Source organism: Pararhizobium sp. LjRoot255, assembly GCF_964252905.1.
GTDB lineage: Bacteria > Pseudomonadota > Alphaproteobacteria > Rhizobiales > Rhizobiaceae > Pararhizobium.
Genome location: NZ_CAXUPQ020000001.1, coordinates 2625431 through 2650646 on the forward strand (window position 1 = coordinate 2625431; position 25216 = coordinate 2650646).

28 protein-coding genes are annotated in these 25216 nt (G+C 61.1%); 24 read left to right on the forward strand and 4 right to left on the reverse strand.

What is annotated here, in order from left to right; translation table 11 throughout:
- Entirely contained in the window at window positions 1-345 is a 345-nt protein-coding gene (locus ACSQ2W_RS12690; protein WP_436086556.1) for a DUF6867 family protein, read from the forward strand.
- Between the two features lie 122 nt (window positions 346-467).
- Window positions 468-1586, forward strand: coding sequence for a branched-chain amino acid ABC transporter substrate-binding protein (locus ACSQ2W_RS12695; RefSeq protein ID WP_436086557.1), 1119 nt, complete (start codon window positions 468-470; stop codon window positions 1584-1586).
- Window positions 1587-1684: 98 nt separating this feature from the next.
- Here the strand turns inward: ACSQ2W_RS12695 and ACSQ2W_RS12700 are convergent, their stop codons facing one another.
- Complete coding sequence (locus tag ACSQ2W_RS12700; RefSeq protein ID WP_436086558.1) at window positions 1685-2134, reverse strand: MarR family winged helix-turn-helix transcriptional regulator; 450 nt, start codon at window positions 2132-2134, stop codon at window positions 1685-1687.
- Window positions 2135-2375: 241 nt separating this feature from the next.
- Here ACSQ2W_RS12700 and ACSQ2W_RS12705 point away from each other — a divergent pair, with 241 nt between their 5' ends.
- Entirely contained in the window at window positions 2376-3374 is a 999-nt protein-coding gene (locus ACSQ2W_RS12705; RefSeq protein ID WP_436086559.1) for an alpha/beta fold hydrolase, read from the forward strand.
- Window positions 3375-3494: 120 nt separating this feature from the next.
- On the forward strand, window positions 3495-4469 hold the full coding sequence (locus tag ACSQ2W_RS12710) for a 2-hydroxyacid dehydrogenase (RefSeq protein ID WP_436086560.1): 975 nt from the start codon (window positions 3495-3497) through the stop codon (window positions 4467-4469).
- 11 nt (window positions 4470-4480) lie between these two features.
- Here the strand turns inward: ACSQ2W_RS12710 and ACSQ2W_RS12715 are convergent, their stop codons facing one another.
- Entirely contained in the window at window positions 4481-4762 is a 282-nt protein-coding gene (locus tag ACSQ2W_RS12715; protein ID WP_436086561.1) for a hypothetical protein, read from the reverse strand.
- A gap of 64 nt (window positions 4763-4826) precedes the next feature.
- Here ACSQ2W_RS12715 and ACSQ2W_RS12720 point away from each other — a divergent pair, with 64 nt between their 5' ends.
- Window positions 4827-5153: a hypothetical protein gene (locus tag ACSQ2W_RS12720; RefSeq protein WP_436083003.1), complete on the forward strand. Its 327-nt coding sequence runs from the start codon at window positions 4827-4829 to the stop codon at window positions 5151-5153.
- Window positions 5154-5259: 106 nt separating this feature from the next.
- On the opposite strand, the gene ACSQ2W_RS12725 is transcribed toward ACSQ2W_RS12720, so the two are convergent.
- The gene (locus ACSQ2W_RS12725; RefSeq protein WP_436086562.1) at window positions 5260-6180 is read right to left on the reverse strand and encodes a response regulator; all 921 of its coding nucleotides are present in this window, start codon (window positions 6178-6180) and stop codon (window positions 5260-5262) included.
- Complete coding sequence (locus tag ACSQ2W_RS12730; RefSeq protein ID WP_436086563.1) at window positions 6173-9562, reverse strand: hybrid sensor histidine kinase/response regulator; 3390 nt, start codon at window positions 9560-9562, stop codon at window positions 6173-6175. The genes ACSQ2W_RS12725 and ACSQ2W_RS12730 overlap by 8 nt, the downstream gene beginning before the upstream one ends.
- 210 nt (window positions 9563-9772) lie before the next feature.
- On the opposite strand from ACSQ2W_RS12730, the gene urtA reads away from it, so the two are divergent.
- From urtA to ureG, 19 genes are all read left to right on the forward strand, one after another.
- Window positions 9773-11062 (forward strand): urea ABC transporter substrate-binding protein, encoded by a 1290-nt coding sequence (gene urtA, locus ACSQ2W_RS12735; RefSeq protein ID WP_436086564.1) that lies wholly within the window; start codon window positions 9773-9775, stop codon window positions 11060-11062.
- Between the two features lie 293 nt (window positions 11063-11355).
- Window positions 11356-12963, forward strand: coding sequence for an urea ABC transporter permease subunit UrtB (urtB, locus tag ACSQ2W_RS12740; protein WP_436086565.1), 1608 nt, complete (start codon window positions 11356-11358; stop codon window positions 12961-12963).
- Window positions 12960-14153 carry an urea ABC transporter permease subunit UrtC gene (gene urtC / locus ACSQ2W_RS12745; protein WP_436086566.1) on the forward strand — a complete coding sequence of 398 codons (1194 nt, stop codon included), beginning with the start codon at window positions 12960-12962 and terminating at the stop codon, window positions 14151-14153. The genes urtB and urtC overlap by 4 nt, the downstream gene beginning before the upstream one ends.
- A gap of 5 nt (window positions 14154-14158) precedes the next feature.
- Window positions 14159-14911 carry an urea ABC transporter ATP-binding protein UrtD gene (urtD, locus tag ACSQ2W_RS12750; RefSeq protein ID WP_436086567.1) on the forward strand — a complete coding sequence of 251 codons (753 nt, stop codon included), beginning with the start codon at window positions 14159-14161 and terminating at the stop codon, window positions 14909-14911.
- Window positions 14912-15009: 98 nt separating this feature from the next.
- Window positions 15010-15504: a hypothetical protein gene (locus ACSQ2W_RS12755; RefSeq protein ID WP_436086568.1), complete on the forward strand. Its 495-nt coding sequence runs from the start codon at window positions 15010-15012 to the stop codon at window positions 15502-15504.
- A 19-nt stretch (window positions 15505-15523) separates the two neighbouring features.
- On the forward strand, window positions 15524-16219 hold the full coding sequence (gene urtE, locus ACSQ2W_RS12760; protein ID WP_436086569.1) for an urea ABC transporter ATP-binding subunit UrtE: 696 nt from the start codon (window positions 15524-15526) through the stop codon (window positions 16217-16219).
- Between the two features lie 11 nt (window positions 16220-16230).
- A complete protein-coding gene (locus ACSQ2W_RS12765; protein WP_436086570.1) occupies window positions 16231-17061 on the forward strand; it encodes an urease accessory protein UreD in 831 nt (276 codons plus the stop codon).
- A 25-nt stretch (window positions 17062-17086) separates the two neighbouring features.
- Window positions 17087-17389: an urease subunit gamma gene (locus tag ACSQ2W_RS12770; RefSeq protein WP_037126742.1), complete on the forward strand. Its 303-nt coding sequence runs from the start codon at window positions 17087-17089 to the stop codon at window positions 17387-17389.
- Window positions 17390-17400: 11 nt separating this feature from the next.
- Entirely contained in the window at window positions 17401-17655 is a 255-nt protein-coding gene (locus tag ACSQ2W_RS12775) for a DUF1272 domain-containing protein (RefSeq protein WP_436086571.1), read from the forward strand.
- 16 nt (window positions 17656-17671) lie between these two features.
- A complete protein-coding gene (locus ACSQ2W_RS12780; RefSeq protein WP_436086572.1) occupies window positions 17672-17977 on the forward strand; it encodes an urease subunit beta in 306 nt (101 codons plus the stop codon).
- Window positions 17974-18405, forward strand: a complete 432-nt coding sequence (locus ACSQ2W_RS12785) for a lysozyme inhibitor LprI family protein (protein ID WP_436086573.1) — start codon at window positions 17974-17976, stop codon at window positions 18403-18405. Before ACSQ2W_RS12780 ends, ACSQ2W_RS12785 begins: the two co-directional genes overlap by 4 nt.
- Window positions 18406-18415: 10 nt before the next feature.
- The gene (locus ACSQ2W_RS12790) at window positions 18416-19066 is read left to right on the forward strand and encodes a Urease operon accessory protein (RefSeq protein ID WP_436086574.1); all 651 of its coding nucleotides are present in this window, start codon (window positions 18416-18418) and stop codon (window positions 19064-19066) included.
- Window positions 19067-19071: 5 nt separating this feature from the next.
- Window positions 19072-20781 (forward strand): urease subunit alpha, encoded by a 1710-nt coding sequence (ureC, locus tag ACSQ2W_RS12795; RefSeq protein ID WP_436086575.1) that lies wholly within the window; start codon window positions 19072-19074, stop codon window positions 20779-20781.
- Between the two features lie 20 nt (window positions 20782-20801).
- Entirely contained in the window at window positions 20802-21482 is a 681-nt protein-coding gene (locus ACSQ2W_RS12800) for a TIGR02117 family protein (RefSeq protein ID WP_436086576.1), read from the forward strand.
- Between the two features lie 901 nt (window positions 21483-22383).
- The gene (locus ACSQ2W_RS12805; RefSeq protein WP_436087770.1) at window positions 22384-22923 is read left to right on the forward strand and encodes a peroxiredoxin; all 540 of its coding nucleotides are present in this window, start codon (window positions 22384-22386) and stop codon (window positions 22921-22923) included.
- 100 nt (window positions 22924-23023) lie between these two features.
- Complete coding sequence (locus ACSQ2W_RS12810) at window positions 23024-23320, forward strand: putative quinol monooxygenase (protein ID WP_436086577.1); 297 nt, start codon at window positions 23024-23026, stop codon at window positions 23318-23320.
- On the forward strand, window positions 23321-23815 hold the full coding sequence (gene ureE, locus ACSQ2W_RS12815) for an urease accessory protein UreE (RefSeq protein ID WP_436086578.1): 495 nt from the start codon (window positions 23321-23323) through the stop codon (window positions 23813-23815).
- Window positions 23808-24479, forward strand: coding sequence for an urease accessory protein UreF (locus tag ACSQ2W_RS12820; protein WP_436087771.1), 672 nt, complete (start codon window positions 23808-23810; stop codon window positions 24477-24479). The genes ureE and ACSQ2W_RS12820 overlap by 8 nt, the downstream gene beginning before the upstream one ends.
- A gap of 36 nt (window positions 24480-24515) precedes the next feature.
- Window positions 24516-25127 carry an urease accessory protein UreG gene (gene ureG, locus ACSQ2W_RS12825; protein WP_436080441.1) on the forward strand — a complete coding sequence of 204 codons (612 nt, stop codon included), beginning with the start codon at window positions 24516-24518 and terminating at the stop codon, window positions 25125-25127.
- Window positions 25128-25216: the final 89 nt, after the last annotated feature.

Below are 25216 nucleotides of genomic sequence, written 5' to 3' on the forward strand. Positions count from 1 at the left end.
ATGCAAGGCATTCTCTACGAAGAACCGACCGTTCTGCAGTTTGCGCTGGTGACCGTGGTGATGGGCGGATGGACTGCCTGGCGCACCGGCAAGAGTGCTGCCGAAGGCTGGAGCAAATACTCGACGCTGATTATCTACACCCTGCTTCTGGGTGTGGCGATTCGCTTTATCCATCATGCGCTTTTCAACGGCAGCATGTTGACTTTGCAGTACTATATCGTGGACACCGTCGTCCTTTTGTTGTTTGCTACGGCCGGCTATCGCTATTACCGCACGAAGCAGATGACCAACAATTACTACTGGCTCTATGAGAAGGCGTCGCCTTTCTCATGGAAGTCGAAATAATAGAGGGAACCCCGTGGCAGCGCCGGGTGCGCTGCCTGCGGATACAAGAATACCGGCGCGATTATGGTGGGTATCGTGACCGGTTTAAACGACACCCGCTCAAATTTTTTGGGAGTAACAAGATGAAGAAGTCACTTTTGTCGGCTGTTGCGCTGACTGCAATGGTCGCTTTCAGCGGCACTGCATGGGCTGACCTGCTGGTTGGTGTTGCTGGTCCGCTGACGGGGCCGAACGCAGCTTTCGGCGCGCAGCTCCAGAAGGGTGCTGAGCAGGCCGCTGCTGACATCAACGCTGCCGGCGGCATCAATGGCGAGCAGATCAAGATCGTCCTCGGCGACGACGTTTCTGACCCGAAGCAGGGCGTTTCCGTCGCCAACAAGTTCGTGGCTGACGGCGTCAAGTTCGTGGTCGGCCACTTCAACTCCGGCGTTTCGATCCCGGCTTCCGAAGTCTACGCGGAGAACGGCATCCTGGAAATCACCCCGTCCGCTACCAACCCGGTCTTCACCGAGCGCGGCCTGTGGAACACCTTCCGTACCTGCGGTCGCGACGATCAGCAGGGTGCCGTTGCCGGTGCCTACATCGCTGCCAACTTCAAGGATGGCAAGGTTGCCGTCGTTCACGACAAGACGCCTTACGGCCAGGGTCTTGCTGACCTGACGAAGGCTGCCATGAACGAAGCCGGTGTGAAGGAAGTCATTTACGAAGGTATCACGACTGGCGACAAGGACTTCTCGGCGCTGATCGCCAAGATGAAGGACGCCGGTGTAACGGTGGTTTACTGGGGCGGCCTGCACACTGAAGCCGGCCTCATCATGCGCCAGATGGCTGACCAGGGCCTGAAGGCCACTTTCATGTCCGGCGACGGTATCGTTTCGAACGAACTTGCTTCGATCGCTGGCGACGCTGTTGACGGCACCCTGATGACGTTTGCTCCGGATCCGCGCAAGAACCCGGCTGCAAAGGAACTGGTTGAAAAGTTCCGCGCTGCCGGCTTTGAACCGGAAGCCTACACGCTGTATTCCTACGCCGCTCTGCAGGTCATCGCAGAAGCTGCCAAGAACACCGGCGGCAGCGATCCGCAGGCGGTTGCCGAGAACATCAAGGGCAAAGGTCCGTTCCACACCGCCATCGGCGAATTAAGCTATGACGAAAAGGGCGACATCACCCGTCCGGACTACGTCATGTACACCTGGAAGAAGGGTGACGACGGCAAGTACACCTACTTCCAGAACGAATAGTCGTTCCGGGCATAGATATTGGTCCATCTGGATCGCGAAAGGCCCGGCATTGCCGGGCCTTTTTGCGTGTGCGCGAGGCACGCGAGGCAGCATCGCCGCTATCGCAGCAGGGCTGATCTCAGCGTTGCGATCTCCTTCTTGAGCCGCACCAGTTCGCCCATCTCCAGGCCGCTTGCCTCCAGAATGCAGGGCGGAATGGTTTTTGCCTGGTCCTGAAGGACACGTCCGCTTGCCGTCAGTCGCACCCGCACCTGCCGCTCGTCGGTCTTGTCGCGCGTCCGCACGATATGCCCCAAAGCTTCCAGGCGCTTCAGCACCGGCGTCAATGTGCTCGATTCCAGAAACAGCTTTTCACCGAGGCTCCCGACTGTCCGGTCGTCCTGCTCCCAGAGCGTGACCATGGCGAGGTACTGCGTGTAGGTAAGCCCGATCGCGTCCAGAAGCGGCTTGTAGACGCGGTTGAGGGCGTGGTTGGCGGAGTAGATGGCGAAACAGAGGAAGTCGTCGAGTTTCGCCGCCTCCGTTTTATCGCACGATGTTTGATCCATTGCGTTCGTCCTTCATCTGGTGTGCATAAGATAAATCGTTCGCGATTTAATCGCAAGGCATTGACATTGAAATGCCTAAGGACTAAACGTCGATAACGATTTAATTGTGCACAAGCGAAATCGGCGCTGATCCAAAACGATCGCAGCCAGAACTTCAAGCACGTATATCGTGCACGATTAAATCGCTAATAAGTCAACGCATTGCCGCCAGGCGGCACCACAAACGAAGAAGGAGAACGTCATGTCTGACAGCAGCAACGAACAGAACTTTTCTCGCCGTAACGTCCTGCTTGCCGGTGTCGGCGGAGCAGGCATCGCCGCCGTATCAGGCGCTCTGGCCGGGGCGCATGCGGTCGCCGAGGATCAGGCTGCGCCGGCATCGGCGGATCAGTCGCCGGCAAGGCGCAGCGTCAATACCATAATCACGCGCGATGGCGTTGAAATCTATTACAAGGACTGGGGTCCGAAGGACGGTCCCGTCGTCGTCCTCAGCCACGGTTGGCCGCTCTCCTCCGACAGCTGGGAGGCGCAGGCGTTGCATCTCGCCAACAACGGCTTTCGCGTCATCACCCATGACCGTCGCGGCCATGGCCGCTCGTCCCAGCCCTGGGACGGCAACGATATGGATCACTATGCCGATGATCTGGCCGACCTGATCGACGTTCTGGACTTGAAGACGATCTCGTTGTTCGGCTTTTCTACCGGCGGCGGCGAGATCAGCCGCTATATCGGCCGCCATGGTACGAGCCGCGTCGCCAGGGCGGGTCTCATCTCCGCCGTGCCGCCGCTGATGCTGAAGACGGCGGCCAATCCCGGCGGTCTGCCGATCGAGGTATTCGATGGTATCCGTGCCGCGTCGATCGCCGACCGGTCGCAACTCTACAAGGACATTGCTTCCGGGCCGTTCTTCGGCTTTAACCGCCCCGGCGCCAAGCCTTCGCAGGGCATGATCGACTCGTTCTGGCTGCAGGGCATGACGGCTGGCCACAAGAACACCTATGACTCGATCAAGGCCTTTTCCGAAACGGACTTCACCGAGGATCTGAAGAAGTTCGACGTGCCGACGCTGATCGTTCACGGCGATGACGACCAGATCGTGCCGATCGACGCTGCAGCACGCGCATCGAAGACGCTGGTGCCGCATGCCACGCTGAAGGTCTATGCCGGCGCGCCGCACGGCATCGCCGACACGCACAAGCAGCAATTGAACGACGACATGCTCGCCTTCCTGAACAGCTAGCGTAACGCGCGGGGCGCCTTGGTGGCGCCCCGCTTGTATATCTGTTTCACCCGATTGGCCGCTGGTTTGCGGCCATTCCTGTGTTAAGTGTCTGTTCCAGATTCCAGTCCGGAGCAGCCGATGGCCCAGAACCCCCGCATTCTCGTCACTCGCCGCTGGCCTGAGGCTGTCGAGCGCGTTCTGGCCGAACGGTTCGATGCTTCATTCAATGTCTCGGATACCGCCATGGATGCGGCGGCTCTCGCCGAAGCGCTTCGCTCGTTCGATGCGGTCTTGCCGACGGTATCCGACCGCCTGCCGGCTTCGCTTTTCGATGCCACAGACATCCGCACGAAAATTCTCGGAAATTTCGGCGTCGGTTACAATCACATCGACATCGCTGCTGCAAGGGCGAGGGGCATAGCCGTCACCAACACGCCGGGCGTGCTCACCGACTGCACGGCGGATATCGCCATGTCGCTGCTGCTTGCCGTTGCGCGTCGGGCAGGTGAGGGCGAGCGCGAGGTCCGCTCCGGGCAATGGGCCGGCTGGCGGCCGACGCACATGATCGGAACCAAGGTGACCGGCAAGACGCTCGGGATCATCGGCTTCGGCCGGATCGGCAAGGCGATGGCGAAACGCTGCCATTTCGGCTTCGACATGGATGTGGTCTTCTACAACAGGTCGAAGATCGATACGGCGGAAGCATCCCGCTATGGGGCCAGGCAGATGGATACGGTCGAGGAGGTGCTGGCCGCCGCCGATTTCGTCTCGCTCCATTGCCCGGGCGGTGGTGAAAACCGGCATCTCATCAATGCGCAACGGCTGGCCGTGATGAAGCCGCAAGCCCTTCTGATCAATACGGCCCGCGGCGATGTCATCGATGAAAATGCGCTGATCGAGGCGCTGGAAAACGGTACCATCCGCGGCGCCGGTCTCGATGTCTTCGAGGCGGAGCCCAATGTTCCCGAACGGCTGCGTGTTCTGGACAATGTCTTGCTCTTGCCGCACCTCGGCAGCGCGACGGAAGAGACGCGCACGGCGATGGGCATGAAAGTCGTCGAGAACGTCACGGCCTTCTTCGAAGGCCGGCAACCGCCGGACCGCGTCGCATAAGCCGCTGACTTTCAAATACTAAATATTAGAATGTTGCGATATTGCAACGTGGTGTGTTTGTCGATGGCCACCGATTGCCGACCCGGCGGAATCGGCAGATAATGCTTAAATATAAGGCAGGCTGGCGCTCGCCCAAGGGTTATGGTGACGGCGCCGTGTCCAGGAACGGACGCAGGGTCCGGAAGGATCGTGCCGATGTCGGCGCCGGCGGAATTTTCCGGCGTCAGCCGGTATGCGGGAAGAAACGCTTCGATGGCGGGAACAGCAGTGGTCCCAAACCAGGAGTTCTTCATGCGCTTCTCAAAGGTAGCCTACCGCCCAATCGCCGATGGACATGTTTCGGCTGCGATCCCCATCATGCAGGAAGGAAGATACTATCTTGCCTGGCTGATACCGCCGCTGATCGCGGCCAGCTTATGGCCTGCGGCGGGCAAGGCGCATGATGCGCCGTCCGGCTGGAGCTATCCGTTCTCCTGCTGCTCCAATCAGGATTGCCGGCCGGTCGCAACCAAAGCGATCAGCGAGAAGCCGCAAGGCTACGTCATCAATCTCACCGGTGAGGTCGTGCCCTACGCGGATACGCGCGTCCGGTCCTCGCCGGACGGCGAATACCATTGGTGCTCGGTTGCGGGTGAGGAAAAAACTCGGACCATCTGTCTCTTCGTGCCACCGCATTCCTACTGAAGGTGGCTAAAGCACATCGCCTCAAGACGGATTTGCGCGATGCGCTTTAGGTTTTGTTTTGCATGTCGTTGTCCCAAAACCGCTGCACACTTTTGGGCGACATGCATTAGACCTCACGCAAGGCGTTCGCCGCCTTGACGGCGGCAGACGCGCGGTTTTCGACGCCGAGCTTCACATAGATCTGTTCCAGGTGCTTGTTGACCGTGCGAGCGCTCAAGCCCAGGATTTCGCCGATGTCGCGGTTCGATTTGCCCTTGGCGATCCAGAGCAGCACCTGAGCCTCGCGCACCGTCAGCGAAAAATTCTGGCGGAGAATGTCGTCGTCGCTGGTCTGGCTGACGCCGGTCAGGCGGAACAGGAATTCGTCGCCGCCGATGGCGCCGAGATAGGCAAGCTGCAGCACCGGTTGGCCGTTCTGGTGGATGATCAGCGGCTCCTTGGAGACGCCGTATTTTTCGCGCTCCTCCAGCCAGGCGCGGATATGGTCGGCAAGCGTCTCCAGCCCATCATCCCGGCCCGTCGCGGCATTGACCAGCCGCGTCGCCTGCGGCGTCGACCACTGGATGCTTCCGGTGCCGCGCACGGCAAGCAGGTGCCGTCCAGCCGCGTCCAAGGCAACGCGCGCGCTTTGCGCCGAGCGGGCATTGGCAAGGTGTACGCGGATACGGGCGCGCAGTTCATCGATGTTGATAGGCTTCGAAAGATAATCGACACCGCCGGATTCCAGCGCGTGGACGATATGTTCGGTTTCCGTCAGCCCGGTCATGAAGATCACCGGAACCTGGGCGATGCCGGGATTGGCCTTGAGGCTGCGGCAGGTGTCGAAACCGTCCATGCCGGGCATCACCGCGTCCATCAGGATGATATCCGGCGTGATGCGGTCAACGACGTTGATCGCAGCCTTGCCCGAGGTGGCGATCAGCACCGAGAAGCCGGATTGTTCGAGCGCATCGGTGAGGAAGCCCAGCGTTTCCGGAGAATCATCCACGATGAGCACGATATCGCGTGGATGGACTGCTTCATTCACCGGCGGCTCTCCCCTGTTTGTTTATGCTCTGGAGGAAATCCGCATAGCCGGCAAGGTCGAAAGCCTGGACATAGGTCTTCACAGCCTCGGTAAAGGGCTGATTTTCCTCCGAACGCGCGAGATCGGCGAGCTTCGCCTCGATGCCGCGGACATAGCCGATTTCGCCCAGCCGGATCAGTTCCTCGACATGGGCGACGCCGGGCGTCTTGACCTCGGCGTTGACCTTTGGCTTTGGCGCAGCAGCGGCCGTATCGCTATAGTCCCATTCGAGCGCCAGATGGACGGCCAGCTTGTCATGCAACTGGCGGATATCGAAGGGCTTGGTGAGGGTGTCGTTGTGGCCGGTATGGGTGTCGGCCTCCGTCCCGTCGCCGATATTGGCAGACAGCATGAGCACCGGTGCAGTCTGTCCGTGCTCGCGCAGGCGTGTGACCAATTGCCAGCCGTTCATGCCGGGCATCGAGATGTCGATCAGGAAGAGATCGGGCTTGATACCCTCGATCAGCGTCAGGCATTCTGTTCCGCCTGCCGCTGTCAGCACGACGAAATCGAGCGGCATCAGCACCTCGCGCATCAGGTCGCGATGATCCTCGTTGTCATCGACGACAACGATCGTGCGGCGTGGTCCGGCATAACCGGCGATCTTGCGCACCGAGGGCAGGGATGCGGTCGGCCGGTTGATCGCCGAGAGCATCAGGCGGACACGGAAAGTCGAGCCCTTGTCGCGTTCGCTGTCGACGACGATCTCGCCACCGAGCGTCTGGGTCAGAAGACGGGTGATGGTGAGCCCCAGCCCAAGGCCGGGCATCGGCCGGACATGTTCGGCCTCGCCGCGCTGGAAGGGCTCGAAAATGCGCGGCAGGTCTGTCTGTGAAATGCCGCGACCGGTATCGGAGACGGTGAAGGTCGCAACCTGGCTGCGATAGGTGACGTCGAAGCGGATTGTGCCGCTGTCGGTGAATTTGATGGCGTTGGAGAGCAGGTTGACGAGGATCTGGCGCAGCCGCTTCTCGTCGGCGCGGACATATTGCGGCAGGGTGCCTGCCCGCTTGTGCTCGAAGACCACGCCCTTGGCCTGCGCCTGCGGGCGGAACATGTCGGTGACCTGGTCGAGGAAGTCCTGGATGTTGATCTCGTTCGAATAGACCTGCAGACGGCCGGCCTCGATCTTGGAAATATCGAGCAGCCCGTCGATCAGGCCCGACAGATGATCGGCGCTGCGCTTGATCACCTTGATCGCCGATTGACGCGGTGCCGGAATGGTCTCGTCGCGTTCGAGGATCTGCGCATAGCCGAGAACGGCGTTGAGCGGTGTGCGCAGTTCATGGCTGAGCCCCACGACATAGCGGCTCTTGGCGCGGTTGGCGGCCTCTGCCGTTTCCTTGGCATATTGCAGGGCGGCGTCGGTCTTCTTGTGGGCGGCGATTTCCTTCAGGAGCAACGTGTTTTGCCGCGAGGACTCCTCCTCGGCCACCAGCCGGCTGTCATGCGCGAGAACGTAGAACCAGCAGACGATGCCGGTGACGACGGCAAAGACGAAGAAGACGATGCCGATCGTCCGGTTGATGACCGATGCGGTCTGCGGCGATGCGCTCCCGGTCTGGTGGGCGATCATTGCCAGGATGATGCCGATGCCGGCAATGGAGAGGACGACGGCAATGCCATAGCGTCCGAGGCGAGTGGAGAGCGTTTCGGTGACCTTCTGCGGCAGCAGGGCCCTGGCGACAACGGCGGTCTGCGCGTTGAAGCTCGCATGCGGCTTGCACATGTCGTGGCAGCGGCTGTCGAGCGAGCAGCAGAGCGAACAGATCGGTGCCGAATAGGCCGGGCACCAGGCCATGTCCTCGGGTTCGAACGGATGTTCACAGATCGAGCAGGTGACGGTGGACAGCTTTTTCCAGCTCTGGCGCGGCTTGCGGGCGAGATAGTATTTGCCCTTGGTGGCCCAGGCGATGGCGGGGGAGGCGATGAAGGCGGTGATCAGCGCGATATAGGGGGCCAACGACGATGCCATCGCGCCGAGCAGACCGAAATGCGCGGTGAGGGCGACCAAGGCCGACAGCGTCATGGCACCGATGCCGACCGGGTTAACGTCGTAGAGATGGGCGCGCTTGAACTCGATGTTCGGCGGCGCCAGACCCAGCGGCTTGTTGACGAAGAGATCGGCGGAGATGGTGCAGAGCCATGACATGGCGATAATCGAGAAGATGCCGAGCGTTTCTTCCAGCAGCTTATAGATGCCGAGTTCCATCAACAGAAGCGCGATCGCCACGTTGAACATCAGCCAGACGACACGGCCGGGATGGCTGTGGGTAAGGCGCGAGAAGAAGTTCGACCAGGCGAGCGAACCCGCATAGGCATTCATCACGTTGATCTTCAGTTGCGAGACGACCACGAAGGCCGCCATCAGCAGCAAAGCCGCATTGTGCCACGGGATCATGTAGCCGAAGGCGGTCAGGTACATATGCGCCGGATCTGCGGCATCCTCGACCGGTACACCGGCGCTGAGGCAGAGCACGACGAGGAAGGAGCCTGCCAGCAATTTTGGGGCGCCGACGATCACCCAACCGGAGCCGGCGAGGAAAACCGCGATACGATGATGCAGCTTGCGCTGGCCCTCTGGCGGCAGGAAGCGCAGGAAATCCACCTGTTCGCCGATCTGCGCCATCAAGGCGAGGATGACGGCCGACGCCGCACCGAACTCGGCAAGGGAAAACGGTGCCAGCGAACCTGGAGCGCCAGCGGTCTTGTGGGCACCCGCAAAGGCGAGCCAGAGGTCGAATTTGCCCCAATCGGCCAGAGCAATGAAGACAAAGGGAAGGATGTTGAGGATGATCCAGAACGGCTGGGTGATCAGCTGGAACTTGCTGATGAGCCGAACGCCATGCGTTACCAGCGGGATCACCATGACGGCGCTGATGATATAGCCGATCCAGACCGGGATACCGAGCGCCAGTTCCAGCGCGGCCGACATGATCGAGGCCTCGATGGCAAAGAGCATGAAGGTGAAGCTCGCATAGATCAGCGAGGTAATGGTTGAGCCGATATAGCCGAAGCTTGCGCCGCGCGTCAGAAGGTCGATATCGACGCCATGGCGGATGGCATAGCGGCTGATCGGCAGGCCGACACAAAGCATGACAATGCTGGCGACCAGAATGGCGATAATGGCGTTGGTCGTTCCGTAGGAGAGGGTGATCGCGCCGCCGATCGCCTCCAGCGCCAGGAAGGAAATGGCCCCGATCGCCGTCTGGGAAATGCGCTGCGAGGAGAATTGCCGGGCGCTCTTGGGTGTGAAGCGCAGCGCATAGTCTTCCAGCGTCTGGTTGGCGACCCAACGGTTATATTCGCGTCGGACCGGTATGATGCGCTGGCGAGCTGTCATCGGCGGTGTCGGTTCCCCTTGCTATCTTCGCGGCCGCGACAAAAGTCGTAGCACAGAAGATCGCGATCCTTAAAGGTGCTGCATTGCACACTTCGCCCCGGCGCCTACGTCAATTGACGTATACAGGTTTCTCTGCCCCCGGCGGATAGTCCCTTTACGAACGGTAAAGGTCTCCCAAGAGCCGTCGTCAAAGAACGAGAGGGGTTCACAATGAAAATCAAATCTCATGTCATGAGCGCGTTTCTGGCCGGTGCACTGGCCACGACCGCATTCTCTGGCGTTTTTGCCGCCGAAGACACGATCAAGGTCGGGGTTCTTCACTCGCTTTCGGGCACCATGGCTATTTCCGAGACGACGCTCAAGGACGCCATGCTGATGCTCATCGAAGAGCAGAACAAGAAGGGCGGCCTTCTCGGCAAGAAGCTTGAGGCTGTCGTTGTCGATCCGGCGTCCGATTGGCCGCTGTTTGCTGAAAAGGCGCGCGAGTTGATCTCCGTCAACAAGGTCTCGGCCGTCTTCGGTTGCTGGACTTCGTCGTCGCGCAAATCCGTTCTGCCGGTCTTCGAAGAGCTGAATTCGCTGCTTTTCTACCCGGTCCAGTACGAGGGTGAAGAATCCTCGCGCAACATCTTCTACACCGGTGCTGCGCCGAACCAGCAGGCCATTCCCGCTGTCGATTACCTGATGGAAACGGAAGGCGTCGAGCGTTTCGTGCTTGAAGGCACCGACTACGTCTATCCGCGCACGACCAACAAGATCCTTGAAGCCTATCTGATCGCCAAGGGTATCCCGAAGGAAGATATCCTGATCAACTACACGCCGTTCGGTTTCTCCGACTGGCAGACGGAAGTGGCTAAGATCAAGGAATTCGGCTCGGCCGGCAAGAAGACCGCCGTCGTCTCGACCATCAACGGCGACGCCAACGTCCCCTTCTACAAGGAACTCGGCAACAAGGGCATCAAGGCAACCGATATCCCGGTCGTCGCCTTCTCGGTCGGCGAAGAAGAGCTTGCCGGTCTCGACACCAAGCCGCTGGTCGGCCATCTCGCTGCCTGGAACTACTTCCAGTCGGTCGATGCTCCGGTCAACGCCGAATTCATCAAGCAGTGGCATGCCTTCACCAAGAACGACAAGCGCGTGACCAACGACCCGATGGAAGCTGCCTATATCGGCTTCAGCGCCTGGGTGAAGGCGGTCGAGGCTGCCGGCACCACCGACACGGATGCCGTTCTCGACACGATCATCGGCACCAGCGTTCCCAACCTTTCTGGCGGCTATTCCACCGTCATGCCGAACCACCACATCACCAAGCCGGTGCTGATCGGTGAAATCCAGGAAGACGGCCAGTTCGAAATCGTCCAGCAGACGCCAGCCGTCGTTGGCGACGAATGGTCCGACTTCCTGCCCGACTCCAAGGACCTGATCTCCGATTGGCGCAAGCCGATGTCCTGCGGCAACTTCAACGTTGCAACCGGCAAGTGCGGCGGCAAGGGCTCCTGATTTCAGCACGTAAGTATATTGGGAAACGGCTTTACGGCCGTCTCCCGCAAGTCATTCACGGCATCGTCGAAGAATACCCCTCCGTCCGGATTTCTCACCCGGACGGAGGGACTTTCATCCTTTGCGCCATGGCTGGCATGGTTTCTGCATGGTGTAGGGGTGGGACAGAGCAGCCAGATGCAGGTCGCCTTCGATCTGATCGTCGGACGAGCGCATTGCGGAAACTTTAAGCAGCGCCAGCGGTCAAGCACGAGCCGGAAATCGCGACGCCGCCAACGGAACAAGAAGAGCTCATGTATCGCGCCATCCAGACCTTCCTTGTCGCTCTTTGCCTGCTGGTCAGTTGCCTTGCAACGTGCCTGCGCGCGCAGGAAGATATCCGGCCGCTGGTCGATGCGCTGGGCGCCAAGAGCTTTCCGCAGAAGATCGAAGCGGTGAAAGCGCTCGCCGCCTCGGGCGATGCCAAGGTTGCCGAAATTCTGCAAAGCCTGAGCGACGGCAAACTCTACGCGCCGAAGACCGGCGGCTCCGTTTACCTCGCCGCACCGACGGATGGCGCCTACCTCGACGTGCTGACCGGCGCGCCGGCAGCCGATGTTCCCGGCAATCTTGCGAAGATCAAGCTGAACAACGGTCTGCGCGGCGCGATCGGCGCGGCACTGAGCCAGCTGACGCTCTTGAGCCCCGATCGGGCCGCGCGGCTGGCCGCCTCGCAGGACCTGCTCAAGGATGGTGATCCCGACAATCTCGATTTGTTGAATTCCGCACTGGCGCAGGAGAAGGACCCAGAGGTCAAGGCGACCATGGAAGCAGCGCGTGCAGTGATCCTGCTCAAGACAGACGCCAGCGCCGAGGACAAGAAGGCTGCCATCGACACCATCGCGGCGCGCGGAAATCGCGATGCGCTGACGATCCTGACCGCGGCTCTGGAGAATGCGCCGCAAGACCTGAAACCGGCGATCGAGCAGAACATCGCGTCGATCAAGACCAGCCTTGCAGCATGGGACGTGGCGCAAAACGTCTGGTACGGCCTGTCGCTCGGCTCCGTGCTGCTCCTCGCAGCCATCGGCCTTGCCATCACCTTCGGCGTCATGGGTATCATCAACATGGCGCATGGCGAGATGGTCATGCTCGGCGCCTACACCACCTATGTGGTGCAGCAGACGGTCGCCTCCGTCGCCCCTGGCATGGCCGACTATACGCTCGCCTTTGCGGTTCCTGCCGCCTTTCTGTTCACTGGCCTGGTCGGCGTCGGCATCGAACGTAGCGTTATCCGCTGGCTCTATGGGCGTCCGCTGGAAACGCTGCTTGCCACCTGGGGCATTTCGCTGATCCTGCAGCAAGCGATCCGTACCATCTTCGGGCCGACCAACCGCCAGGTCGATAATCCAAGCTGGATGTCGGGCGCGTTCGAGTTCGGCGGTCTCGCCATCACCTATAACCGGATGTGGATCATCGTCTTTTCGCTCGGCGTTTTCGTTGCGCTGCTCCTGCTTCTGAAGCGCTCCAAGTTCGGGCTGCAGATGCGCGCCGTGACGCAGAACCGCCGCATGGCATCCTCCATGGGTATCCGCACGCCTTGGGTCGATGCGCTGACCTTCGGCCTCGGTTCGGGCATTGCCGGCATGGCAGGCGTGGCGCTCAGCCAGATCGACAATGTCTCGCCCAATCTCGGCCAGAACTACATCATCGACAGCTTCATGGTCGTGGTCTTCGGCGGCGTCGGCAACCTCTGGGGCACGCTCGTCGGCGCGCTCACACTGGGCATCGCCAACAAGTTCCTCGAACCCTATGCCGGTGCGGTGCTGGGCAAGATCCTCATCCTCATCTTTATCATTCTCTTCATTCAGCGGCGGCCACGCGGCCTGTTCGCGCTCAAGGGAAGGGCGATCGAACAATGATCACGCACATGCTGTTCAGCCGGCACGAGACGAAAATCCTCTTTGCCGTGGCGCTCATTCTTCTCGCAGCAGCCCTCGTGCCGCTCGCCAATCTCCTCATCCCGGAAGGCAGCGCCTTCCATGTTCCGGGCTATCTGGTGCCGCTTCTCGGCAAGTACCTCTGCTACGCCCTGCTGGCGCTCGCGCTCGATCTCGTCTGGGGCTATTGCGGCATCCTTTCGCTCGGCCACGGCGCCTTCTTCGCGCTCGGCGGCTATGCCATGGGCATGTACCTGATGCGCCAGATTGGCGATCGGGGCGTCTATGCCAATCCGCTGCTGCCGGATTTCATGGTGTTCCTGAACTGGAGCGAACTGCCCTGGTACTGGTATGGCTTCAACCATTTCGCGTTCGCGGCGCTGATGGTTCTGCTGGTGCCCGGCCTGCTCGCCTTCGTCTTCGGCTGGTTCGCCTTTCGCTCGCGCGTCACCGGCGTCTACTTGTCGATCATCACCCAGGCGATGACCTATGCGCTGCTGCTCGCCTTCTTCCGCAATGAGATGGGCTTCGGCGGCAACAACGGCCTCACCGATTTCAAGGATATCCTCGGCTTCAACGTCCAGGCTGGCGGCACCCGCGCGACGTTGTTTGCGGCAACCGCCATCGCTCTGGCTCTGGCGCTGATCCTGAGTTCCGCGATCGTCCGCTCGAAATACGGCAAGGTGCTGGTCGGCGTCCGCGACGCGGAAAGCCGGACCCGCTTCCTCGGCTACCGGGTCGAGAACATGAAGCTCTTCATCTTCACCGTCTCGGCGATGATGGCGGGTGTCGCCGGCGCGCTCTATGTGCCGCAGGTCGGTATCATCAATCCCGGTGAATTTGCGCCGGCAAATTCGATCGAAGTGGTCATCTGGACGGCCGTCGGCGGCCGCGGCACGCTGATCGGACCGATCATCGGCGCCGTTCTCGTCAATTTCGGCAAGAGCATCTTCACTGCGGCGTTTCCGGAATTCTGGCTGTTTGCGCTCGGCGTGCTGTTCGTTGCAACGACGCTGTTCCTGCCCAAGGGCGTTGTCGGCACGGTCCAACAGTTCGTCGCCTCCCGCAAGGAACGGAGACAAGCCGATGCTGTCGAGCAGGCCTATCAGGACAAGGCCGCTGCAAAGGCCGAAAGCCAGCTTGCCACTCAAGAACCCCAGGCTGCGGAGTAAGACCGATGGATGAAAAGACCTCCCGCAGCCTTCTCTATCTCGACGGCGTCTCGGTTTCCTTCGACGGTTTCAAGGCGCTGAACTCGCTGTCCTTCGTCGTCGAACCCGGCGAATTGCGCGCCATCATCGGCCCGAACGGTGCCGGCAAGACGACGATGATGGACATCATTACCGGCAAGACCCGGCCGGATTCCGGCCAGGTGTTCTTCAACGGTGATATCGACCTCACCAAGAAAGACGAGGCCGACATCGCCCAACTCGGCATCGGCCGCAAGTTCCAGAAGCCGACGGTGTTCGAAAGCCACACGGTCTGGGACAATATCGAGCTGGCGCTCAACCGGAAGCGCGGCGTTTTCGCGACCCTCTTTTATCGCCTGACGCCTGAGGACAAGGCGCGTATCGAGGAGATCCTCGAAACGGTCCGCATGACCGCCCGCAAGGACGATCTGGCCGCCAATCTCTCGCACGGGCAGAAGCAGTGGCTGGAGATCGGCATGCTCTTGGCGCAGGAACCGAAGCTGCTTCTGGTCGACGAGCCCGTGGCCGGCATGACGGATGCCGAAACCGCCGAAACCGCGGTGCTGCTCAAGGAGATCGCCAAGACCCGCTCGGTCGTCGTCGTCGAGCACGACATGGGCTTCATCCGCGATCTCGGTGTCAAGGTGACGTGCCTGGCGGAGGGCTCGGTGCTGGCCGAAGGCTCGATCGATTTCGTCAGCAACGATCCGAAAGTGATCGAGAATTATCTGGGGCGGTGAATGAACGGACAGGTTGAACACTTGCGGGAAAGCGGCTTAACATCGGCAGCCTTTCGCATTCGGGGGTTCAATCAATGCATATTGTCGGATTTTTAGTGATGGTCTTGGCCGGGGCGGCCGTCTGGTACTGGCGTTTGAAAATGGTGCGGGAAGCAGGAAACGAAATCATCGACTCGGTCGAACGCATGCGGGGCGCCTACAAACGCCGCCAGTTCCGCAAGCAGGCCGAGGCCGCGCCACTTGCTTCAATCGCCGAGCCTGCCATTGCGGCCGTCGCCTTTTTCCTCAGCCTCGCCAACGAAAAGCCGGTCTGGAAGGATGCCGCGCGTGACGTGATCCGGCAGCGGATGAACGGCATCATCAAGCCCGGCGATATGGATGAAGTACTCGTGTTCGCCGACTGGGCGGTCAAGAACGTGGTCAATCCGGAAGACCCGATCCGCCGCTTCCGCGATCTGTGGAGCAAGGCGCTGACCATGGACGAATGCCAGGAACTGATCGCCGTTGCCGACGAGGTTTCCATGGTTGGCGGCGAGGCGACGCAGGAGCAGAAACACGTTCTGCAGATGCTGAGGCGGACGCTTTTGAACTGATGCTGAAAAGGGTGATGGGATGCTGACGGTCGATAACATCAATCTGCACTATGGTGCGGCGCAAGCGCTTCGCGGCGTCTCCATCACGGCCCCCATGGGCAAGATCACCTGTGTGCTTGGCCGCAACGGCGTCGGCAAGACCAGCCTGTTGCGCGCCATCACCGGTCAGCATGGGCCGAGCGCCGGAACCATTACCTTCAATGATACCCCGCTGAACGGCATGGCATCCTACAATCGCGCCAAGCACGGCATCGGCTTCGTGCCGCAGGGACGCGAAATCTTTCCGTTGCTGACGGTCAAGGAGAACCTGGAATCGGGCTATGCGCCGGTGGCGCGCAAGGACCGTTTCATTCCGGAGGATATCTTCAATCTCTTTCCGATCCTGCGCTCCATGCTCGGCCGCCGCGGCGGTGACCTCTCCGGCGGGCAACAGCAGCAGCTGGCAATCGGCCGCGCGCTGGTGACCCGCCCGAAGATCCTCGTTCTTGACGAGCCGACCGAAGGCATCCAGCCGTCGATCATCAAGGATATCGGCCGGGCGATCCAGTATCTGCGCGATTCCACGGGCATGGCAATTCTGCTTGTGGAACAATATCTTGACTTCTGCCGCGAGCTTGCAGACCATGTCTATATCATGGATCGGGGCGAGATCGTGCATGAGGGGCCGGCGGACACGCTGGATACGCCGGAAGCACGCCGCCACCTGACAGTCTGACGGCGGGTTTTATGGCTGAAGCGGCGGCAATCGCTCCCCAAAGAGCGTGGGGCAAGGGACGGCTGGTGGCAAAGCCATTTGCCGGGCGCACCCGGCTTTCCGAATTCTACCAGGAAGGCTGCGCCAAGATCCGGCTGCCCGATACGTTCGATGCCACGATGGAGGCGGTGCTGATCAACAGCTCCGGCGGGCTGACCGGCGGCGACCATATGGAGTGGGAATTTTCGGCCGGAGAGGGCACGCATCTCACCCTGACGACCCAGGCTTGCGAGAAAATCTACAAGGCGAGCGCCGGAACAGCGGCCGTAAAAGCAAAGATCTCGGTTGGGGCCGGGGCGACGGTGCACTGGCTGCCGCAGGAAACGATCCTGTTCGACCGCGCCTCGCTGTCGCGCCGGCTAGACGTCGACATTGCGGAAGGCGGCGAGTTCCTGGCCGTCGAGGCCATCCTGCTCGGCCGCAAGGCCATGGGCGAGATAATGCGGACGGGGCTGTTTCAGGATTGCTGGCGTATCCGCAAGGGAGGAGTTCTGCTGCATGCCGAAAATCTGCGCCTGAACGGCGATATCGCCGCGCTGACGCAGGAGACCGCCACGCTCGGCGGGCAGGTCGCCTTTGCCACGCTCCTCTACAGCGGCGTGGACTGCGAGCAGCAGGTGGAGAAACTGCGTGCTCTGGTCGGCGGTGCAAATGGCGGGATCAGCCATTATCAGGTTGCCGGACAGGACAAGCTGATTGCCCGCCTCGCCGCCGCCGACGGCTTCGCCTTGAGAAAAATCCTCATCCCGGTCATTTCGCACTTGCGCAAGGGCGCCTCTGTGCCGAAAGTCTGGAACCTGTAGTCGACACGCAATCTGGTGACCGCGCATGAATCTCACTCCTCGTGAAAAAGACAAACTGCTGATTTCGATGGCGGCGATGGTGGCCCGCAGGCGCCTGGAGCGCGGGGTGAAGCTCAACCACCCCGAGGCGATCGCGCTGATCACCGACTTTGTCGTCGAAGGCGCGCGCGACGGCCGCTCCGTCGCAGACCTGATGGAGGCGGGCGCCCATGTCATCACCCGCGCCCAGGTGATGGAAGGTATCCCGGAAATGATCCACGACATCCAGATCGAGGCGACTTTTCCGGATGGCACCAAGCTCGTCACCGTCCATGAACCCATTCGCTGAAGGAACGGGCGATGCTGCAACTGAGACCGAATTGCGAATGCTGTGACAAGGATCTGCCGCCGGGCAGTCGTGAAGCGATGATCTGCAGTTTCGAATGCACCTTCTGTACGCATTGCGCATCCGAGGTTCTGGACGGGCATTGCCCGAACTGCTCAGGAGAACTCGTCCGTCGCCCGGTGCGCCCTGCGGCCAAACTTGGCAAGTTCCCGGCGTCCACCGAACGCGTTTTGAAGCCGGACGGCTGCGCGCCGATCAGGGCAGCCTGAACAGGAGAAACAGATCATGATCCCCGGTGAAATCATTGTCGAAAGCGGCGAGATCGAACTGAATGCCGGTCTGGAGACCGTGACGCTCGAGGTCTCGAACACGGGCGACCGGCCGATCCAGGTCGGCAGCCATTATCACTTCGCCGAGACCAATGCCGGCCTGTCCTTCGACCGGGCGCTGGCGCACGGCAAGCGTCTCGACATTCCGGCAGGCACCGCGGTCCGCTTCGAGCCCGGGCAGACCCGCAACGTCACGCTCATCCCGTTTGGCGGCAAGCGCGAAGTTTACGGCTTCCAGCAGAAGATCATGGGCAAGCTATGAACCGGCTTTCTCCCGCAAGCGTGGTCGTGGCGGGCTTTCTGGCCATTGCGTCGCTTGCGCAGGCACAGGACGAGCCCGAGGTCGATTGCGAGAACGCAATGACCCAGTCGGACATGAACATTTGCGCCAACAAGGACTATGAAGCGGCCGACAAGGAGCTGAACGCCGTCTACAAGACGACGATGACGGCGATGCAGACGACCGACAAGGAACTCGGTGAGATCGACCTGAATTATGTCGGTGCCGTCGAGGCATTGAAGAAGGCGCAGCGCGCCTGGATCGGCTATCGCGACGGTCAGTGCGATCTTGCCGGGTTCCAGGCGCGGGGCGGATCGATGGAGCCGACGCTGGTTTCCGGTTGCCTTGCCGACCTGACGAAGAAGCGCACTGCGGAATTGAAAAGCCTGACCGAAGGCCTTGGAAACTGAGAGGCGATAAGTGACGGTGAGCCGGACCATCATGATCGTCGGAAACGGGCCGGTACCGGAAGGTGCGGCGCCCGTGATCGATGCGGCCGATCTGGTGATCCGCTTCAACGACTGCCGCTCGTGCAGTGCGGGGGGCAAGAAGACCGATATCGTCGCCGTCTGCAATACCGGCCGTCCGGCACTGGCGATGCTGGGCGGCGGCCGGTGGAAAACCCATGCGGCCGTGCGGCGGGCGCGCGAGCTCTGGTGTGTCCGGTCTACGGAAAAGTTTCGGCAACTGCGGCCGGAAATCGAGAAACGCCACCCTGAGTTGGATGATCTCTGCGACGATTATACGGATGGTTTTCGCACTTTCGCGGCGGCGACCGGCCGGAGCTTCCATACCGTCCCGGCGTCCACACATGAAAGCGTCGACGCCGAGCTGAAAAGCGTCGATCCCGGCGACTATGTCGTGCCGAGCAGCGGCCTGATCGTGATCGCCGAGGTGCTCAGCCATTGGCGGCGGCCGCGTGACCGCGTCGTGCTTGCCGGTTTCGGCCACGCCGGCTGGGCGTGGCATCCGTTCGCGGCCGAGCGCCGGCATGTCGACGCGTTGATTTCAAACGGGCGCCTCATGCGCCTCGATCAAAATTATATATCCGCTTTTGCTCAGGGAGCCTGATACCCATGTCCTACAAGATGTCGCGCGCAGCCTATGCCAACATGTTCGGCCCCACCACCGGCGACAAGGTGCGGCTGGCCGATACCGAGCTCTTCATCGAGGTCGAGAAGGATTTCACCATCTATGGTGACGAGGTGAAGTTTGGCGGCGGCAAGGTCATCCGTGACGGCATGGGCCAAAGCCAGGTGACGCGCGCCGAGGGGGCCGTCGATACCGTCATCACCAATGCGCTGATCGTTGATCACTCCGGTATCGTCAAGGCGGATATCGGCCTGAAGAATGGCCGCATCGTCGGAATCGGCAAGGCCGGCAATCCGGATACGCAGCCGGGCGTCACCATCATCGTCGGTCCCTCGACCGAGGCGATCGCCGGGGAGGGCAAGATCGTCACGGCCGGCGGTATGGACAGCCACATCCACTTCATCTGCCCGCAGCAGATCGAGGAGGCACTGATGAGCGGTATTACGACGATGCTCGGCGGCGGTTCCGGGCCTGCGCACGGGACGCTCGCCACGACCTGCACGGGTGCCTGGCACATCGAGCGGATGATCGAGAGCTTCGATGCCTTCCCGATGAACCTTGCGCTTGCCGGCAAGGGTAATGCGTCGCTGCCGGCCGGCATCGTCGAAATGGTGCTGTCGGGCGCAAGTTCGCTGAAGCTGCACGAGGACTGGGGCACAACGCCGGCCGCTATCGACTGCTGCCTGTCGGTCGCCGACGAATACGACGTGCAGGTGATGATCCACACCGACACGCTGAACGAAAGCGGTTTCGTGGAAGATACGATTGCCGCGATCAAGGGCCGGACGATCCATGCCTTCCACACCGAAGGGGCGGGCGGCGGCCATGCGCCGGATATCATCAAGATCTGCGGCCAACCGAACGTCATCCCGTCCTCGACCAACCCGACGCGGCCCTACACGAAGAACACGCTGGCCGAACACCTTGATATGTTGATGGTCTGCCACCACCTGTCGCCCTCGATTCCGGAGGATATCGCCTTTGCCGAAAGCCGCATCCGCAAGGAAACGATCGCGGCGGAAGATATTTTGCATGATATCGGCGCCTTCTCGATCATCTCGTCCGACAGCCAGGCCATGGGCCGCGTCGGCGAAGTGGCGATCCGCACCTGGCAAACGGCCGACAAGATGAAGCGCCAGCGCGGGCGGCTCACGCAGGAGAGCGGCGAGAACGACAATTTCCGCGTCAAACGCTACATCGCCAAATACACGATCAACCCGGCAATCGCCCATGGCGTCAGCCATGAGGTCGGTTCGATCGAGGTGGGCAAGCGCGCCGATCTGGTCATCTGGAATCCGGCCTTCTTCGGCGTCAAGCCCGAAATGGTGCTGCTCGGCGGCTCGATCGCAGCAGCCCCGATGGGCGATCCGAATGCCTCGATCCCGACGCCGCAGCCGGTGCATTATCGCCTGATGTTCGGCGCCTATGGAAAGAACCGGACGAATTCATCGGTCACCTTCGTCAGCCAAGCGTCGCTCGATGCGGGCCTCAAGGGCCGCCTCGGTGTCGCCAAGGAGCTGGTCGCGGTCCAGAACACGCGTCACGGCATCGGCAAACATTCGATGATCCACAACAGCCTGACGCCGCATATCGAGGTCGATCCGGAAACCTACGAGGTCCGCGCCAACGGCGAGCTTCTGACATGCGAACCGGCAACCGTGCTGCCGATGGCACAGCGGTACTTCCTGTTCTAGCGTCGGAGGGAAATCCGCTGGTGGCCTGCAAACGGTCGATACGAGGGTTGTTTGCCCTGGCGCTCGTGCTGGTGTTGGCGGCGATTGCGGGGACGTTGATGCCGCGGCCTTTATGGCCTTCCGCAAAGGCCAGCGAGGCTTTCGGTCAGACGCGCCGTATCCTTGTCCTGTCGAACCCCATCCACACAGACATCGCTATTCCCGTTAATGCCGAAACGCTGGCGCGCTTTCCCTTTCTCGCGGAGAGCGGCATGCCCGTCGCCCATCCGAACGCGCGCTGGCTGGTTTTCGGCTGGGGCGGCCGCGCCTTCTATATCGAAACGCCGACCTGGGCGGACTTGAAGCCCATGCCGCTGATCAAGGGGCTGACGCTTGACCGGTCCGTGATTCATGCCGATGTCGCCGCAGAGATCGTCGAGCCTTCGGCTCGCGTCAGGAGTTTCGAGATCGGTTCGAATGAATATCAGCTGCTTTTGGCGTACATCGAGGCCAGTTTCAAAGCGGAAGACGGCGGTATCACAGCGATACCGGACACGGCCTATGGCCCAACCGACGATTTCTTCGAGGCGAATGGCTGGTTCAGCGCCGCGGTCGGTTGCAACACATGGACGGCAGGGGCTTTGCGGGAGGCCGGCAGCAGGACCGGTTGGTGGAATCCGCTGCCGGTATCGCTGTCCATGTCGCTTGATTTGTACAACTGAAATCCATGATCAGCGACGCGCTGCTCTGGTTCTCGCTTGCGCCGTTCCCTCCAATCAAGTCCACGTGGCGAGTCGAGCAAGAGACGTCGGGAAAAACCGGCCTACGCAGCCATTGCTCCAGAATTCATCCCCGCAAATCTCCGTCTGGAAAACCTGTGCCACGATCATGGCGTCCGGTCGCGGATACACCGCAAGACGTTTGCGGCGAGGCAGGACTGGCGCTCCACGGGAAACCTCGTGGCCTTCGATGAGGGGGCTGCGAACGTCAGGCGGACCGGAAGGAGAGCCCCGGAAAATGGATCCCCTCCGTCCTTATGGGGCGGGCGTGCGAGCATGTCCCGCCCGGCTTCGCCGGGCGAAAGGTGCATGCCTCCATATCAGAATCAAAGCCAGCTTGTCGCGATCCTACGGATCGCGGCGGCTTTGTGGGGCACAGATGTCGGGAGAGGACGCGTGACGTTACCGGATCGAGATTGCTTAATGCCGGTCCGGAAACCTACGCCACAAGGTCGTTCCGAGGCAGAGGGTCTAAAGCCGGGGTCTGTAGGGAGGAAAGCTCCCGAGAGAACGCCAAACGGGGCGCTGGAAGGCGTCACATATCCTATCCATCAGAGGCGGCTTCCAGTGCCCCGTCCGGATGAATGCATTTTTCGAAGACCACGGCAGCGCGCGGGAGGTTTCGGGCTGTCCTGCGGGCAGAGTGGCGGAGTGGCGGGTATTCCGGGGCGGATTGGACTTTCTATCATGCGCGTATCGCATGGCAGCCATGCAAAGCGACTTTCACGGCTGTCTGGTGCTGCATCGCAGCACGGCTTGCTGTAAAAAAGCGGCTTCGAGTCCTGTGCCGGGTTTTTCCCAAGACCTGCCGCGCGGGAAACGCAATTTCAAGGAGATCGCTATGATCGTTGGCAGAAAAGTGCCCTCCGTAACCTTCCGTACGCGCATCCGTGACGAGGCCGTCGGTGGTCCGAATCCCTATCGCTGGCAGGATGTTTCCTCCGCCGACTACTTTGCCGGCAAGCGTGTTGTCCTGTTCTCTTTGCCGGGTGCCTTCACGCCAACCTGCTCGACCTATCAGCTTCCCGATTTCGAAAAGCTGGCCGGCGAATTCAAGGCCCAAGGCATCGATGCGATCTACTGCATCTCGGTCAACGACGCCTTCGTCATGAACGCCTGGGGCAAGTCGCAGAATCTCGAAAACGTCAAGCTCATCCCGGACGGCTCCGGCGAGTTCACCCGCAAGATGGGCATGCTCGTCGCCAAGGACAATCTCGGTTTCGGCATGCGATCCTGGCGCTATGCCGCCATCATCAATGACGGCGCCGTCGAACAGTGGTTCGAGGAAGAAGGCTATTCGGATAACTGCGACAGCGATCCCTACGGCGTTTCCTCGCCGCAGAACATCCTGGAAGCACTGAAGTCGGAAAGGCTCGCAGCCTGAACCGAGCCATGGTGTCGATCTGAATTCCGGTGCCGGGCCTCTTTGGTCTGGCGCCGGTTTTTTTTATGGCTACAGTGGCGGAAAGCATTCCGAGGTTCACATGATCTATGTCATCGCCCATCTCAAGACCCATCCCGGCAAGGGGCCCGCGGTTGTTTCTGATGCCGGTCCCCTGATCGAGGGGACGCGCAAGGAGGCAGGCTGCATCTTCTACGATCTCTACCAAAAGCCCGGCGAACCGGAAACCCTGGTCTTCGTCGAGCAATGGAAGAGCCGCGAAGCGCTGGAGGCGCATTTCGCCGAAGCGCATATCATCGCCTTCCAGAAGGCGACGGCGGAACTGGTGGCGGATGGCCGTATCGAGGTTGTCCATTCGGAGAAGGTCGAGGTTCTCTGAATGCCCTATCGCTCGACCCAAATTCTTTCGCCTGGCCCGGCGGACAAGACGCCTCTGCACACGATCGCGCTTGCTCACGACCAACGGCACCTGCGCCGCAAACTGCTGCATCTCGACAATGATGACGTGGTGATGCTCGACCTGAAAGAACCGGTGATGCTTGCCGACGGCGATCTCCTGGTGCTGGATACCGGCGACTATGTCCGCATCGCTGCCACCCACGAGCCGCTATACGATATCCGCCCGCGCGATCCGCTGCACCTGATCGAACTCGCCTGGCATCTCGGCAACCGCCATCTGCCGGCTGAAATCCGGCAGGATCGGATTCTCATCCTGCGCGACCCGGTGATCAAGGCGATGCTCGAAGGCCTGGGTGCGACGGTGAGTGAGGTGACGGAACCATTCCAGCCGATGCGCGGCGCCTATCATGGTTCTGGCGGGCACGACCATGGACACTCCCACGGACATGGCGGCCATCATCACGCCCATGACTGAGCAGGCAGATACGCGGGCGCTGCTCAGGCTGGTGACGTGGCTGTCGCCGGCTTTTCCGGTGGGCGCATTCGCCTATTCCGGCGGGCTGGAACAGGCGGTTCACGACGGTCTGATCACCGATGCTCCCGCTTTAAGGCGATGGTTGGAGGCGCTGATCCGCCATGGATCGAGCTGGAACGACGCGGTCCTTCTGGCGGAGAGCTATCGGGCTTGCGATGATCCGCTCAGGCTTGAAGCCGTGCGGGAACTGGCCGAAGCGCTGGCCGGCTCACGCGAGCGCCACATGGAAACGACGTTGCAGGGAGAGGCTTTTCTCACTGCAGCGGCGCATTGGCCGCATCCGGTGCTCGATACCCTGATCGGTGCTGTCGCCTATCCGGTCGCGGTCGGCGCTGTCGCCGGCGCGCACAATACCGGGTCGGAGCCTGCCTTGGCCGCCTATCTGCACGCCACGGCATCCAACCTTGTCTCGGTGGCAATCCGTTGCAGCGTGACGGGCCAGAAGCACGGGGTCGGCGTTCTTGCCGAACTGGAGCCGGTGATCGCCGAAACGGCGGCACGGGCGTCATCGAGCACGCTGGACGATCTCGGTTCTGCTACAATTCTTGCCGACATATCGGCGCTGCGCCACGAGACCCTGCATTCGCGGCTCTTCCGTTCCTGACGGCCACGGATACAAGTTCGAGAAAGGAATATTACGATGAAATCTGCGAACGGTCCGCTTCGCGTCGGCATCGGCGGTCCTGTCGGCTCCGGCAAGACGGCGCTGACCGACAAGCTCTGCAAGGCGATGCGCGAGACCTACTCCGTCGCCGTCGTCACCAACGATATCTACACCAAGGAGGATGCCGAGGCGCTGGTGCGCATGCAGGCGCTGCCGTCCGACAGGATCGTCGGCGTCGAAACCGGCGGCTGCCCGCACACGGCGATCCGCGAGGATGCGACGATCAACCTCCAGGCCATTGCCGACCTCAACCGCCGTATTCCCGATCTCGACGTCATCTTCATCGAATCCGGTGGCGACAATCTGGCGGCGACCTTTTCGCCCGATCTCGCGGATATCACCATCTATGTGATCTCGGTCTGCCAGGGCGAGGAAATCCCGCGCAAGGGCGGACCCGGCATCACGCGGTCGGACCTGCTGGTCATCAACAAGAAGGACTTGGCTCCCTATGTCGGTGCCGATCTCGATGTGATGGAGCGGGATGCCAATCGCATGCGTGCCGAGCGGCCATTCGTGTTTTCCGACATGAAGCGCGGCGACGGCGTCGACAGGATCGTTGACTTTCTGAGGGTCGAAGGCGGCCTCTGAAGTCAGTTGCAGTTTCAAAGTGCCACAGCGTCCTTTGCGCGCCAGGTTTGACGCGCGGCGCTGTAAACGAAAAAAGGCCGGCCGCATCA